16 protein-coding genes and 1 riboswitch are annotated in these 14,966 nt (G+C 32.8%); of the genes, 6 read left to right on the forward strand and 10 right to left on the reverse strand.

Features of this window, described 5'->3' with window-relative positions; genetic code table 11:
• Positions 1-88 precede the first annotated feature (88 nt).
• The 8 genes from X927_RS02800 to X927_RS02835 form a co-directional block, all read right to left on the reverse strand.
• Positions 89-385, reverse strand: a complete 297-nt coding sequence (locus X927_RS02800) for a hypothetical protein (protein WP_211287795.1) — start codon at positions 383-385, stop codon at positions 89-91.
• A 130-nt stretch (positions 386-515) separates the two neighbouring features.
• Positions 516-1,031, reverse strand: a complete 516-nt coding sequence (locus tag X927_RS02805; RefSeq protein ID WP_103076592.1) for a hypothetical protein — start codon at positions 1,029-1,031, stop codon at positions 516-518.
• A 2-nt stretch (positions 1,032-1,033) separates the two neighbouring features.
• Positions 1,034-1,660, reverse strand: a complete 627-nt coding sequence (locus X927_RS02810; RefSeq protein ID WP_103076593.1) for an LptA/OstA family protein — start codon at positions 1,658-1,660, stop codon at positions 1,034-1,036.
• Complete coding sequence (locus tag X927_RS02815) at positions 1,657-2,430, reverse strand: patatin-like phospholipase family protein (protein WP_103076594.1); 774 nt, start codon at positions 2,428-2,430, stop codon at positions 1,657-1,659. Before X927_RS02815 ends, X927_RS02810 begins: the two co-directional genes overlap by 4 nt.
• A gap of 2 nt (positions 2,431-2,432) precedes the next feature.
• On the reverse strand, positions 2,433-3,227 hold the full coding sequence (locus tag X927_RS02820) for a patatin-like phospholipase family protein (protein ID WP_103076595.1): 795 nt from the start codon (positions 3,225-3,227) through the stop codon (positions 2,433-2,435).
• Positions 3,228-3,242: 15 nt separating this feature from the next.
• Positions 3,243-5,303 (reverse strand): coiled-coil domain-containing protein, encoded by a 2,061-nt coding sequence (locus tag X927_RS02825; RefSeq protein ID WP_103076596.1) that lies wholly within the window; start codon positions 5,301-5,303, stop codon positions 3,243-3,245.
• A gap of 2 nt (positions 5,304-5,305) precedes the next feature.
• Positions 5,306-6,967, reverse strand: coding sequence for a PEGA domain-containing protein (locus X927_RS02830; RefSeq protein ID WP_103076597.1), 1,662 nt, complete (start codon positions 6,965-6,967; stop codon positions 5,306-5,308).
• A gap of 2 nt (positions 6,968-6,969) precedes the next feature.
• Complete coding sequence (locus tag X927_RS02835; RefSeq protein ID WP_103076598.1) at positions 6,970-7,407, reverse strand: MarR family winged helix-turn-helix transcriptional regulator; 438 nt, start codon at positions 7,405-7,407, stop codon at positions 6,970-6,972.
• A gap of 322 nt (positions 7,408-7,729) precedes the next feature.
• On the opposite strand from X927_RS02835, the gene X927_RS02840 reads away from it, so the two are divergent.
• The 3 genes from X927_RS02840 to X927_RS02850 all read left to right on the forward strand — a co-directional run bounded on the left by X927_RS02840 (position 7,730) and on the right by X927_RS02850 (position 11,245).
• The gene (locus X927_RS02840) at positions 7,730-9,094 is read left to right on the forward strand and encodes an MATE family efflux transporter (protein ID WP_211287796.1); all 1,365 of its coding nucleotides are present in this window, start codon (positions 7,730-7,732) and stop codon (positions 9,092-9,094) included.
• A gap of 252 nt (positions 9,095-9,346) precedes the next feature.
• Positions 9,347-9,811, forward strand: coding sequence for a MarR family winged helix-turn-helix transcriptional regulator (locus tag X927_RS02845; RefSeq protein WP_103076599.1), 465 nt, complete (start codon positions 9,347-9,349; stop codon positions 9,809-9,811).
• Complete coding sequence (locus X927_RS02850; RefSeq protein ID WP_103076600.1) at positions 9,812-11,245, forward strand: MATE family efflux transporter; 1,434 nt, start codon at positions 9,812-9,814, stop codon at positions 11,243-11,245. It abuts the gene before it with no gap.
• A gap of 44 nt (positions 11,246-11,289) precedes the next feature.
• On the opposite strand, the gene efp is transcribed toward X927_RS02850, so the two are convergent.
• On the reverse strand, positions 11,290-11,847 hold the full coding sequence (gene efp, locus X927_RS02855; protein WP_103076601.1) for an elongation factor P: 558 nt from the start codon (positions 11,845-11,847) through the stop codon (positions 11,290-11,292).
• A 329-nt stretch (positions 11,848-12,176) separates the two neighbouring features.
• Between efp and X927_RS02860 the strand changes: the two genes are divergently transcribed.
• Positions 12,177-12,374: a cold shock domain-containing protein gene (locus X927_RS02860; protein WP_103067547.1), complete on the forward strand. Its 198-nt coding sequence runs from the start codon at positions 12,177-12,179 to the stop codon at positions 12,372-12,374.
• Between the two features lie 66 nt (positions 12,375-12,440).
• Here the strand turns inward: X927_RS02860 and deoC are convergent, their stop codons facing one another.
• Entirely contained in the window at positions 12,441-13,190 is a 750-nt protein-coding gene (gene deoC / locus X927_RS02865; RefSeq protein ID WP_103076602.1) for a deoxyribose-phosphate aldolase, read from the reverse strand.
• Positions 13,191-13,296: 106 nt separating this feature from the next.
• Positions 13,297-13,401, forward strand: a riboswitch (TPP riboswitch).
• Between the two features lie 71 nt (positions 13,402-13,472).
• On the opposite strand from deoC, the gene thiD reads away from it, so the two are divergent.
• On the forward strand, positions 13,473-14,258 hold the full coding sequence (gene thiD / locus X927_RS02870) for a bifunctional hydroxymethylpyrimidine kinase/phosphomethylpyrimidine kinase (RefSeq protein ID WP_103076654.1): 786 nt from the start codon (positions 13,473-13,475) through the stop codon (positions 14,256-14,258).
• Positions 14,255-14,965, forward strand: coding sequence for a class I SAM-dependent methyltransferase (locus X927_RS02875; RefSeq protein ID WP_103076603.1), 711 nt, complete (start codon positions 14,255-14,257; stop codon positions 14,963-14,965). Before thiD ends, X927_RS02875 begins: the two co-directional genes overlap by 4 nt.
• Position 14,966 lies beyond the last annotated feature (1 nt).

Raw genomic sequence — 14,966 nt, forward strand, 5'->3', positions numbered from 1 at the left:
TTATTTAGCGCCCTTTCACCCCGCTCCCCACCCGTCTAAGGAAAAGGGGATAAGGGTTTACCCTCCTTCTCCACCCATAAGTATGTTTCTATTGGAGTTCTAAATAAAATGGAATGAAAAGTTTTAACTCGTATTCGTTATTCCATGTTACCTTTAAAAATTTTCCATCGTATGAAAAAGCGGTTATATTTCCTGAAATTAATGTGTATATGTCTCGGAAAATCTTTTGTTCACTTTTATTGTAGGAAAGACCAACTCTTTTATCGTCAGATGAAATCCCCCAGACAGCTGCTGAAGAATCATAAGAAGTCACATTAATCATCTCACTTTTTGCAACAAATATTACTTCCATAACAGCGTTGGAAATAAGGTTTAAATTAACCATTTCCTCCAGTGAACTTTTTAAAATGTTAATAGTACCAGAAAAAGTGCCTATTACAATCAACATTGTTAAAGAAACAATAAAAATTTCAAATACACTCTCTAATAGTAGGAAACCTTGCTTTTTATTCATTTCATAAAGGTTCTACTAAAAAGATTGAAAAGTCAATTCTTCCATTTATTACCCTCAACTCCAATTTTAAATCATCAATAAAGTCAGCAGGTTTTGGAACTACATAACCGAATTTTATAGCGAAATAGTTCATGAGGTTATCGGTATTGTTGAATGGATAACCCACGTACAATTTTCCATAGATGTTATTGAAGTTAAAATTAAGCCCACCATATGCAAAATTCCATGAAGAGTCTTCACTATACCCCCATAATAAACCCCCATCTAAAAAAGTGTTCGAATTTATATCGAAAATTTTAGCAGAAATATCACTAATCATAGTTAGAGACAACGTTTTTTCTTCAAAAGTTGGGCTAAGGTCAAAATCAAAATTGAAAGAATCTGATTCCAAACCACTTCTTAAAGCAAATTTGAACTCATCAGGATTCAGCAAAGAAAAACCTAAGTCGTAATATGTTTGAGAATAAATAGGAACAAAGAGAGAAAGTAAGAAAAAAACAACAAAAATCTTCTTCATGATCATTCCTCCTCTTCTGCTACTTCCAAAATTAAATTAACCGCCTGAGCCTCTATATCGTTGGTTTGCGTATTGAAAGTGGCATATGTTGATGTCATATCAATTTTTTTTACAGAATTTATGATATGGACATTTTCAGAAAGCGTGAGCAAGTTTTCGTTTTCAACAAAAACAAAGGATTTTGCGTTTATTATATAATCTTCTTTTTTAATAAAAACCTGATTTTCAGAGCTTCCTTCGTATCTTTTGTTATTGTTATCTATAAGTAGTTCGTTAGAATCTATTTCAATCTCTGATTCTTCCAAAAAAATCTTAGCTAAAACATTCCCTGAAAGTGTTCCTTTTTCAGTCTGAAGGTCAAAGCTCATAGAAGTGGATGTGGCTTCAAACGTGTCACCTGTTATATAAACCTTGTCGGTGTTTACATCTCGCCACTCGTCGTCAACGAGTGTGATGGTGGCAAAATCCGTTGAAATAGAAAGATCTTCTTTCTGTATAAGGACATTATTTTTCAGTATATACCTACTTTCTTCCCCTTTTACTTCATCTGCTCTTACATTTATTTGCGCAGAATAAATGATCAAATTTGTTAATATAAGCGTTAAAAAAAATACAGTAAAACGCTTCATTTTTTGGCCTCCAAAAAATTATTAGCTTGATTTTGACCATCAAAAAAAGCCGACATATTAAAATAATCTTTCAATTGTTTTTGTGGCTCAATAGTATTAAAACCTTCAGTCAATAAACGATAATTTTTTAATGTTCTAGAGTAAGAAGTTTTTAAAAGAATTTCGACGGTATTTTTTGGATATGGATAAGTTAAAGCAGGATCAAAAGATATTATTACTGCATCTTTAGGAAATTTTTGAGGAATAAACGATATATATGAGGTTGGAATAAAAAATCCACCTTGAAATTCATAGTAACTATAATAAGGTGGAAAAGCTAATTCCATCATTAACATATCAACAATTCTTGTTTCGTTCTCCAGTATAATTACTTCTCTTTTTTTTAGCTCGAAGACTTCGAAACTTACATTTGCTTCAAGTGAAGAAAGCGTTTGATCACCAAAATAATCTTCCAAAAACTTTTTTAAAGAATCTGGATTGTAAAGGGACATTTTTCCTCTTCCCAATCTTATCAATGCCGTTGTTTGAGCGTATCTACTGTTGTATAATTCCGTATTGGTAATTACTTCACGTAAAGGGTTGTTTTTTTCGTATATGAAATCTTTTAAACGGCCGAAAAAGTTCACCCCGTACATAGAATAAAATAAACCTCTTAAACTACCTAAACTAGAGGTATATAGGTTTAAGACTTTTTCTTTTTTTGCTATAGACTCTAAGACGCCAGATTCCCAATAAAAACCTTCAAAAAATCCTCCCATTACTAAGTTCAACGTTACTCCCTCACTTTATTTTGCATAGATTTTAAAAAGTTTTTAGCATTTTGGTATATTTCATTAAAATAAGAAAAACCCTCCCATGAATACTCTATCGGGAATGTGTAAACTTCTTCTGCTTTATTTATTTCATAGTTAACCATCAAATCATTTTTAAAATCTTCTATGGAAATAATATAATCCAATCCGTCGTTAAATTTAAAATCGTTCTTAACCTCGCCATTTAAATTACTTGCTATTATATAATCTGCTCCTAGCTTTTTAGCTAATTTTACTGGAACAGGAGTTAAAACACCTCCATCCAAAAGGCTCATGCCCCCTAACCTTAAAGGCGGAAAAACTCCAGGAACACTTGAAGAAGCCATAACAGCATCGATTATGTACCCTTCTGTGATCTCAACTTCTTCTCCGCTTTCTAAATCATATGAAACGATTCCCAGTTTTATCTTACAATCAGAGAAGCGTTTACGTCCATACAACTGTTTGTAAATATCGTAAACGAAATCATTTTTTAAAAAGCTCTTGCCTGCAACCATTTTAGGGAAATTAGTAATTCTGTTGTTTAGAGTTCTAAACTGCGAATCTATCATTTTTTTCTTTTTAAGTGTCAAGTCTTTGAATATTTTAAATAGCTCTACATCAGGATTTAAAGCATAGAGGGCCCCAACTAAAGCACCTACACTGGACCCTGTTACTACTTCGACTTTTATCGCTCTTTCTTTCAGTTCATCTATTAAGGCAACGTGAGCAGCCCCTCTTGCACCGCCACTTCCTAAAGCTATTCCGTAAACCATTCTTTCCTCCTGTAATTATTGGAATAATAAAACAATTCCTGCACCAACCAATACTCCAACAAGTCCTACAATTATAGATGAAATATAAGTTTGATTTGGTTTTTCTATTTCTTCTATTGAATTTTCTAAATTGCCTATTTTTTTTACGTTCTCATCGGTTTTTTGTGAAAGTGTAGCAATGCTTTCATCGTGAAGAAAAACTGTTTTTTCAATGTTAGAAATCCTTGATTCAACACTTGAAAGTTTATTTTCGATATTGTTTAATTCTTTTTCAAGGGAAACTAACTCCGTTGCTAACTGTTGAGATAATTCTGCCTTTAGATCGTTTTTTAACATCATAGGATCGTTCAAATATTCAGTCTCACTTTTAATTTCATAGTATTTTTCAAGTAAAGAATTATAAGAATTTTTAAGCTCTTCTATCTCAGAGGAAGTTATTTGAAAATTGTTCAAAGTATTTTCAATATTGGATAATCTATTCTGTACCTGTATTATATCATTTTGTAACTGCGCATTAGTTCTATTCAGATTTTGGTAGTTATCATTCAAATAATCAACTGTTTCAGCAATTTTTGTTATATCCCCTATTTGTGATAATGTATCTTTATTTAAATTAGTCAAGGTTGCTAAAGAGGATATTTGAGCATCTAACACTTCTGTTTTCTCTTTTAAATTTTGAATATCACCGTTATTTTTTTCTAATGCCAAATAAAGTTCGTCCAAATTATTTTTAAATTCTTCGAACATCGTAGCATATACAGTCAGTTCACCAATTTGATCATAATAAGTACCAATCGTTCTTTCTAAGCTCGAAACTCTTTCTTGCAAATTTTTTATATCCAGAGTATATTGGGAATCAACCATCTCTGATGACGTTGGTGTGAGTTTTGATAATTCAAAAATTATATTGTCCAATTTTTTGTTCTGAATTATTATTTGTTCAGAAAGAGTGTTATATTTATTTTGCAAATCTAATATTTTAGAGTTGTAGTAGGCATGCCTTGCATCGAAAGTTTCTATGTAAGATTGGTTTGAAGCCACTTGATCATATAATACAGATAGATCGTTCGAGAGATTATTAGTTTTTACTTTCATTCCTTCGATATCGGCTCTTATTCCCAACAACAATTCATCGTTTAATGTTTCTGTTGAAATACTTGTTGAAACGTTTGATAAGATGAAATTCAACTTAGCCTCGTTTTCATTAATCTTTTTATTCAGTTCATTATAACTATTTTTATATGGAAGTATCTCACTTTCTATCCTTACAATCCTTTGCTCAAGATTATTCAATGTAGCTGACAATGTGTCGTTATAAAGATAAACTTCGTTTTTAGCGATGTTTGTCAAAGAGGTTTTCAACCCATCTATTTCGAGATTTAATCTCATGTCTATATAATTTTTTAATTCTTCTTTATTTGACTGAGTTGAATCTATCAATACAGATTCCAAACTTTCAATAGTTTGATCGTATTTAGCGTTTAAGTTCATTACCTCTTGTTCGAAATGATTGAGGCGTTCTTGAAAAATTGTCAAGGATGCCATTGAAGAGTCAGCAATCATTTGAACTTCATCTTGTGCAGTTTTTTTTGCAATATCAATTGCTCCTTGAGAGATCTCTTGGAAAATAACGTTGTCTTCGTTAATTGGTTGACTAGGATCAATTACCGCTAAAATATCTGAAACATTTTTCCCTAAATTTTGGATAGAGGAGTCCAGATAAGATAGTCGGTCATCGTGGGCAAAAACGGTACTTTCTAAATTGTACAATCTTTTTTCGGCATTCAGATTTTCGAGATTAAGCAATCTATTACTTATTTCTTCAAGTTTTTGACCATAAAGTCCATCTACATAATCAAGCATATTTGAGCCAAACTCTGCCAAATCATATCTTAAAACTTGCTGAGAACCTCTGAAACGTCCTTGATTGTCCAAATACATAATTCCTGATTCAACCATTCTGACCACTTGAGGATAGATCGGTGAGGATGGTTGTAAATCTACTATGTTGGTTTGGGATAACAAACTCAATGAAATAAAAGTAAAAAACAAAAATAAAACTATTTTTTTCGACATATTTATAACCCTCCAAAAAGTTTGTCTAGATCAACGTACATAGGTTCGTTTACGAAAATTACTACAGACATTTCTCCATTTGAAAACAAAGTTGGTCCTGACGGTAAATAGAAAGTTTTCTGCGTGTTAGTATATTCTTCGCCATTGATACTATACTTCTCGCCTGTAAAATTTACCTTTACAGGTACAGGGGAATCAAATTCAAAATGTACGAAACTTTTTTTACCTGGGTTTATTGTTACTTTCTGTTGTTTAATTTCATTGAACTTCCTAACCTCTACCATATAAACTCCGGATTTTAATGGGTAACCAAAGCAATCCTTATAATTCAAATATTGACCATCAATGTAAATAAGAGGATCTTTAACGTTTGTAGTAATAAATAGATTACCAAAATCACTTCCGGTATAAATATCGACACTTTCAGAAGGTTCCAAAAGTATACTATACGTTCTATTTAATGTTCTTACGTTTACAAACTGGGGATTGTTTAATATATTGTAAAGAAAAAATGCAGGAGTCTTTTGGGTTTCTCCAAGAAAGCTCACATTTGTATTGGGTATAGCATAAACATTTACTGTGCTAAGCTTATTTAAATCTATACTTTCCATTTTGTAATAAAAATCCCTATAAATTGGAAATTCTAAACTTTTCTTTCCTGATATAATCCTAACAAAATGTGGTGAATCATCCAAAATAATCGAATCAATTCCTTTTCCTATGTATTTTCCATCGATATTGAATTCATAATTTCCAGAATTCAGAAAATTTATTGTATTTAAAAGTGGATTGAGCTCAACATAATATTTATTCAAACCGTTTTGGGTTAATTCAATCATCAAATTTTTGGACACATATCCTAATTTAGATAATGTTAAATTATATGTTCCAGTAGGGAATAAACCGTTCATCGGAGTACTTCCTATATATTCATTATCCAAAAATACGCCCACATCTTTTGGTTCGCTATCAACAAAAAGTTCTATTCCTTTTTCTAATTCGACTAATATTCTATCATCTTGAGGTAAATCTTTTAATGTCTTGACTAAATAACCTTCTTTTTCCAACGAAATTATATCGAAATTATCTCTTTTTATGGTAATAGGCGTTTTTCCAATTAACTTTCCATCTACAAAAACGTTTGCTTGAGGAGGATTTGATTCGAGCAGTATTTCATCAAACGGAATTAAAGTTATACTTAAATTTTTCTTATCAAATGGTTTCAGTTCAAGGTTTATCTCTTTAGCAAAAAATCCGTCTTTTTCTATAATTATTTTTTCTAAGTTGTAGGGAATATCAATTTCATTAGATGTGGCTAAAAGTTTATTGTAATTTTTGTTTAAAAAGGTGTATTTTATATTGGCAGAATCAACGTTGATATCAAAAATAAGTTTAGCTAAAGGTACTTGTTCGGCTGTAATTTGCGATTCGTTTCCTAAAATCTCTATATAGGCAATAAAATCACTGTATCCCAGTTTTTTTATTTCTAGATAACCGGACTTATCATCAGGTACTTCGATTGTAAAAGGTGTTTCGGTAACAGTCCCCATAAATTTAGAATCAAAATAAATCTCACTACCAGTTAATGCTGTTATATTTATTGTATAAGAAAAAAGTAATGTGGTAAAGATTAATAAAAGAAGCAATATCAACTTTCTATACACTGTTAAATCTCACCCCGTTTTTCATTCAAAATCTTGTTGATCTCACTTAATATTTCTATGCTTCTTTCTTTTTCTCCCAATTTTTCATATACTTTTTCCATTAATTTTACCCTGTTTTTTATCACGTTTTCTATTATATTAGTTCCTTCTTGAGTTATTTGGACAACGTATACCCTTTTATCCTTCTTGGATTTTTCTCTAACCAAATATCCTGCAATCTCCAATCTTCTAATGAGTCCTGTTGTTGTGCTTTTAGTTACTCCCAATCTTTTACTGATATCACTGAGCATTTTAGGACCTTTAAAATAAACGGTTTGCAAAACATCAAACTGAGCTGGAGAAATGTTGAATTCTTTTAAAACTTTCCTTCCTTCACTTTTAACTTTTGAACAAATCTCTCTAATTAACTTTTCCATTTGAATTGAAGGATTATTTTCCATTTTATTCCTCCCGAAATTATGAAATTACCATATTTAGAAACTCTAAAAATTGATTAAAGTACCTATTATTAAAATATAAAGGAATTTTTTAGGTTTCCTGGATTTAACCATCATCAAAATGAAATATCTAATATAGTATATCATATTCTTGGAAAATCAAACTGACAATTTACAAGGTTGAGTTATTTAAACATAAATGGTAAAATATTCAAAGGCTCTTAAAAAGTATTTTTAAGAGCAAAGACTCCTTTAATTTTTTGGGTGGGAAGCGGGGCGAAAGACGCTATTAATAAAATTATTTTAATGTTTATGGGAGGAATTTATGGAAAAAGATCTAACAAAGGGTAGTATAATTAAGAATATTTTGTTGATGGCCTTGCCCACAATGGTTGGTATGGCAGCCCAAATGGTTTACGATTTAGTGGATATCTTTTGGATTGGTATGATTTCCAGTGAGGCGATAGCAGGGGTAACAGTTTTTTCAACTATATTTTGGATGGTAGATTCATTAAATGAGATTATTGGTGTAAGTTCAATCTCATTGGTGTCTCAAGCTTACGGTAAAAAAGATTATCACCAAACTGCGAGATCAATTGAACAAACGATAAGTTTCAAATTTTTGGTTGCATTAATAGCTGCAACTTTTATGGCAATATTTTTAGAACCATTAATGTCTCTTTTTGTAGATGAAACTGTTGTAGACTACGGTTTAGCTTATGGTTATTTAAGATTATTCTTTTTACCAATAATGTTCTCTTCTTACTCGATAAACACCGTTTTTAGATGTTTGGGCGATGCTAAAACTCCTATGATTATCATGATAACGGTTAGCATACTGAACCTTTTTCTTGATCCGATTTTTATCTTTGAAACAGTGCCTTTTATTAACTTACCGGGCTTGGGTTTTGGAGTTTTTGGTGCCGCAATAGCAACCGTCGTTTCCCAGACCATAGCTTTTCTTATCGGTTTTTTAATACTTTTTACCAGGACACACGAAGCAAAACCTCGTATAAAAGGTTTATTTAGACTAAATAAAGATATTGATATCAAGTTAATAACTATAGGGCTACCCAACGGTATAGAAATATTTTTTAGGAATCTATCAAATGTGGTTATATTAGGTTTTGTCTCACTTTTTGGTAATGAGGCTATCGCAGCAAATGGGATCGCTGGCAGGATATTTGGCTTTGCCTTTGTTCCTTTATTTGGCCTCACTATGGGGGCATCTTCTGTTGTTGGTCAAACAATCGGAGCAGGAGATATAAGAAGATCGGAAAAAGCCGCAAATCTAACGGGAATACTGGGTTCAGCTGTAATGTTATTTTTCATTCTAATGGCTTTTGGATTTGGTGAAAATGTGATCTCTCTCTTCACAAACGATCCTATTGTAATTAAATATGGAACAGAATTTTTAAAGTATGGATCAGTGGGTTTAGTGATACTAGGATATGGATTTGGTCTTGCGAGTGCTTTTTCTGGGTCGGGATACAACTTTCCGTTTCTTTTATCCAGCATTATTTCAAGGTGGGGTATACAATTATGCATTTTAATCGTAGCTATTAATATTTTTAATCAGTCCTTAACATGGGTATGGCTTTCTTATATGTTTGGCGATATTGCAGAATCTCTTATTCTTTTTTATTTTTATAAAAAGGGCAGATGGAAAGGGAAAAAAGCTTGGCAGTGAAATATAAAAAGAGAAAATATTAGTTGCACATGCAACCAAATTTTAACGGGAAAATGGTTGTATATGCAACAATTTTTTTTTATAATTATTTTAGTTAACTTTCCTTCCTTATGGGTGGGTAGTAGGGCGAAGATACCAAGCTCTCCCTTTCCTTAGACGGGTGGGAAGTGGGGTAAAGGGGCGCTAAAACATGTTTTAGAGTTTCTAAAGACATTAAAAAATAAGATTTTAAAAGGAGGCGAAAATCAAAAGTTGTTTAACTCTGAACAAGATACATCAGTTATTAGCAAGATATCCTGTTTATTCAGAACGATGAATTCGATGATGAAAAAAGAACTTCAAAGGTATGACATTGGAAGAGGTCAATTTTACTTTCTTATATACTTACTTAAAAATGGAGATGGAATAAGCCAAGAAGAGTTGAATGAACATTTAAATTTTGATAAAGCCACTACCGCTAGAGCGATCAAGAAGCTTATAAAAAATGGTTATATTACGAAAAAAATCGATGATAACGATCATAGGATAAATAGGATATTCTTGACTGATAAAGCTTACAATATCTATACCGAAATGGAAAAGTTGAATAACTATTGGGAGGAAATTTTAACAGATAATCTTTCAGTTGAAGAAAAAGAAATGGTTCAGGATATATTGAATAAAATGCTTGATAATATACTAAGATACAAAGCTAAAAATCATGAGGAGGTGTCGTAATTGGACGAAAATACCAATAAGCTTGAAAACAAGAAGATAGGGCAGTTATTAATGGAACTATCATTACCAGCTATAGCTGCCATGTTGGTGCAAGCATTATACAATTTTGTCGATACTATATACATTGCAAGAGGTGTTGGTACACTTGGAATAGCCGGAGTATCTGTTGCCTTTCCAATTCAAATGATCATTATGGCTACTGCTGGAATGATAGGAATCGGTGGGGGGACATTAATATCCCGAAGTTTAGGAGCCAAAGATGTTGAGCGTGCAGAAAAGGCTTTAGGGAATATTTTTTCTGCTATATTCGTTTTAAGTATAGGTCTATCTATATTGGGGACTATCTTCCTAGATCCTATTTTAGTTCTCTTTGGCGCTACTCCTGATATCCTTTCTTACTCAGAAGATTACATGAGTGTAATCTTGTATGGAGCAATATTCTTTTCAATTGCAATGGCGAGTCATAATGTTATGAGAGCAGAAGGTAATGCGAAATATGCCATGATCGCTATGATCATTCCAGGGATATTAAACATTATTCTTGATCCTATTTTTATATTTGGATTAAATATGGAAGTAAAAGGCGCAGCAGTAGCTACTGTTCTTTCTCAGTTTGTCGGTGTTGTTTATATAGGATATTACTTTTTCAGTGGTAAAAGTTCATTGAAATTTCATAGAAAGAATTTCATATTAGATAGGCATATCATGTCTGAAACACTAGCGGTTGGAGCTTCTGCTTTTGTTAGGCAAGTTGCTGGAAGTTTACTAGCAATAGTTTTAAACAATTTGCTAGGGACGTACGGGAGTTCTCTGCATATAGCAATTTTTGGGGTAATAAATAGACTCTTTATGTTCTTTTTTATGCCTATGTTTGGTATCGCCCAAGGTTTTTTACCAATAGCTGGTTATAACTATGGAGCCAAAAGATATGACAGAGTAAAAGAAGTTTTGAAAAAAGCTACAACTGCGGCTCTTACATGGTCCATAGTTTCGTTCCTATTGGTTCAATTATTTCCAGAATTTCTGCTTTCTATATTTTCAACGGATCCATCTTTGATTACCGAAGGTATTCCTGCTTTAAGGATAGACGCGATGTTTATATGGGTTGTAGGTTTTCAAGTTGTAGGATCTGCTTTATTCCAAGCTATCGGTAGAGCTGGTCCGGCGTTGTTATTGTCAATGTCAAGACAAATATTAATATTTATTCCGATGGTTTTTGTTATGTCACACTTTTTTGGATTAATGGGCATTTGGTACACATTTCCTATTTCTGATGTTTTATCAGCATTGTTGACATTATTTTTTGTAATTAGAGAGATCAAAATTCTGAATTCTCTGCAGAAAAAGCAAATTCAAATTAACGATGTAGAAAAAGAAATTGAAGAATCTTATACATCCGAAGGCAAACATGAATATCAACCCCAAGAAAAATAATAAGGCTCGATAAAAATACATCGAGCCTTTAATATATACGTTTTTTATGCTCTTTCTAGGTAATCTCCAGTGCGAGTGTCTACTTTTATTTTTTGGCCTCTTTCCACAAAAAAAGGAACAGTGGTTTTCAGGCCAGTTTCTAACGTTGCTGGTTTGCCCCCACCTGACACGGTGTTTCCTTTGAAGTTAGGCTCAGTGTCTGTAACGGTTAGAATCACAACGGTGGGAAGTTGAATGGAAATAGGATTCCCGTTAAAGAAGATTAGATCAACTTCCAAATTTTCGGTTAAATAATATTTTTCTTCTTCTAATTCTTGAGCAGGTAAAGAATATTGTTCATATGTATCGAGTAGCATAAAGTAATAATGATCACCATCATTATATAAAAACTGGGCTTTCCTAAAACTTATATCAGCTTCCTGAACCTTTTCACCGCTAGAAAAACTAACCTCTTTTATCAAGCCTGTCATGACGTTTTTTAAACGGGTTCTAATTAAACCACTACCTCTTCCCATAAAATGTTTATTGGCTTCAACTACACGATAAACTTCGTTTTGGTAAACGATGAAATTTCCTTTTCTTAAGTCTCCTACGTCGATCATTCATTTTCCTCCTTGGTTTTTCAATCAATCTCACTTAGGGTAATAATAAGAGCTATCGCCTTGAAATCATAATAACTTAATTATATTTAAAAATAAGTAAAACTTCATTCCAGAATAAATTTAACAATTATTTTTTAACTTGTCAAGTCTTTTCTTGTATATTTTTTTAAAAACTTGTAGCTAATTATCTTTGCGTTAGATTTACTTATATTTCATCTTTTGTTTATAAAAAATTAACTTGCATTTCTATCCTTTTTGTATTATAATAGCTTTGGAACACATTCCGTATGCTGCAATGGGTGGCACGGTAGAAATTTGGAGGTAACAAAGTGAAAGGTAAAGTAAAGTGGTTTGATTCAAAGAAAGGTTATGGCTTCATCACTGGGGAAGATGGGAACGATGTATTTGTTCACTTCTCAGCTGTTCAAATGGATGGCTACAGAAAGTTAGAAGAAGATGAGGAAGTTGAATTTGAAGTAGTTGAAGGCGACAAAGGTCCTCAAGCTTCAAATGTAAGACCCTTATAACCCTTATAAGTGTATACCATAATCTAAACCCAAAATACACCAAGGAGCGCGAAAGCGCTCCTTTATTTATATCCTTCCTTGAATTATCTTTAGTCCTGAACTCGTTCCTATCCTATCTGCTCCACAACCAATCATTTTTAAAGCTGTTTCCAAGTCTCTGACCCCTCCAGATGCTTTTACTCTCATATCATTTCCCACAAGAAACTTCATCAAAGCCACGTCCTCCAATTCAGCACCGCCGCTTCCAAAGCCGGTAGAGGTTTTAACAAAATCAGCACCAGCTAGTTTTGAAATTACAACAGCGGCTATCTTTTCTTCCTTCGAAAGATAACAGGTTTCAATGATAACTTTTAACAATTTTTTAGCATCTTTAGTCAATGGAGAAATAGCATGTATTTCTTCATAAATATAATCATACTGTTGTGCCTTAAGCCTTCCTATGTTCAAAACCATATCTAATTCATCTGCGCCATTTTTAATCGAATTTTCAGATTCGTACACTTTTGTTTCTATAGTATTGGCTCCCAAAGGGAATCCAATCACTGTTGCTACTTTCACATCACTATCTGTAAGGATTTCTTTTGATAAACTCACATAAGTTGGATTAATACAAACCGCGTAGAAATTGTTATCTTTGGCTTCCTTGCATAGTGCTTGTATATCTAAAGGTGTTGAGGATGCTTTAAGCAAAGTATGATCAATATATTTTGCCACTTCTTGGGGTTTTAAATTTGCCTGTCTTTCCTCAAAAGTGAATTCCTTTTCAACTCTTCTTGTTTCATTTTTGATTATCTTTTCTAATTCTGAGATTCTCATATTTTAACTCCTTTCCCTAAATAATAAAATTGTTTTTCAAAAATAATTACTAAAATATTTTATCATATTTGAAAAAAATGTGGTATAATGAAATCAAAAGTGAATAATAAATAGCCAGGGGAGCTGAAAGGCTGAGAGGATGCATAACAGACATCGACCCTGACTACCTGATCTGGATAATACCAGCGAAGGGAGGCTAAAAATATGTATTCAATTTAATCCTGTTCTCACTTTGCTGGTGAAGAACAGGATTTTTATTTTGCATAACAGGAGGTGAGTATTATAAAACTAGGATTAACGATAGCCGGTTCTGATTCAGGTGGAGGTGCTGGTATACAAGCAGATATTAAAACTTTTTCTGCCCATGGCGTTTTTGGAATGAGTGTTATTACTTCTGTAACCGCTCAAAACACGATGGGTGTTTTGGGCATAGAAGATTTAACTCCTAAAATGGTATTGTTGCAAATGAAGGCTGTTTTTGAAGATCTCTTTCCCGATGCAGTGAAAATAGGAATGGTTTCCAATGAAAAGATAATCAAAACTATAGCAAATGGATTAAGAGAGTACAAGCCTAAAAACATTGTTTTGGACCCAGTAATGGTTTCCAAAAGTGGAGTTCATTTGTTAAAAGAGGACGCTATCAATGCTTTAAAAAGTGAACTCATTCCGTTGAGCTTGGTAGTAACTCCAAACTTGATGGAAGCCGAAGTACTAACGGGGATAAAAGTTGGTTCTGTAAAAGATATGAGAAACGCCGCAAAGAAAATTGTGGAGCTTGGAGCTCAAAGTGTGGTAGTAAAGGGAGGACATTTGATAGAAGACGCCATCGATGTATATTATGATGGAAAGGATTTTTTTGAAGTTTCTTCCGAAAGGATACCAACCAAAAATACTCATGGCACAGGCTGCACTTTCTCTTCCGCAATTGCTGCTAACTTAGCTTTAGGATATGAACTTTTTGATTCTATTAAAAGAGCTAAAGAATACATCACAGGTGCAATTAGAAATTCACTATCTATAGGTCATGGGGTAGGACCAACAAATCATTTCTGGAGGTGGAATTTGTGAGAAAGAGTGATGGACAAGTGGTTGAAAGAAAACTAGGTAATATTCAAGCTTTTAACGAAGGAGCGGTAGACTTTGAAACTTGGTTCAAAAATAATGAAAAATTGTTCTATTCTGAGCTTAATGCCTTAAAAAAAATGGTGATAAATCCAGAAAAATGTATAAGTATCGGCATAGGGGATGGTTTGTTTGCTGAAAAACTGGGTATAAAAATTGGAGTAGAACCATCAAAAAGCATGGCGGAACTGGCAAGAAAAAGGGGTATAAAGGTCATAGAAGCAAAAGCTGAGGATCTGCCTTTTGAAGACTCAAGTTGTACACAACTTTTGTTAGGGACCATTCTTTGCTATGTTGAGAATCAAGAAAAAGCAATTGAGGAAGCATATAGAGTTTTAAAAAAGGATGGAGAAGTAATTGTCTCCATTTTGCCAGCGGAAGGGCCTTTTGCTTTATTGTATCGAGTAGCTAAGAATGAAGGTTATTATGACGAAAAAATATCCCCAAAAATCCCTTACCCGTTAAAATTTATTGAAAAGGCAAATTGGATTGCCAGTGATGAATTAATAGATCTAATGGAAAAAGTTGGTTTTAGGGATATCCAATCTGTACAAACATTAATTAATAACCCAAAATACTGTGATGAAGAGATTGAAGAAGCTATTCCAGGTTATAAGAAAGGTAGCTATATAGTATTTAAAGGGGTTAAATGAA

The organism is Petrotoga mexicana DSM 14811 (assembly GCF_002895565.1).
Lineage (GTDB): Bacteria > Thermotogota > Thermotogae > Petrotogales > Petrotogaceae > Petrotoga > Petrotoga mexicana.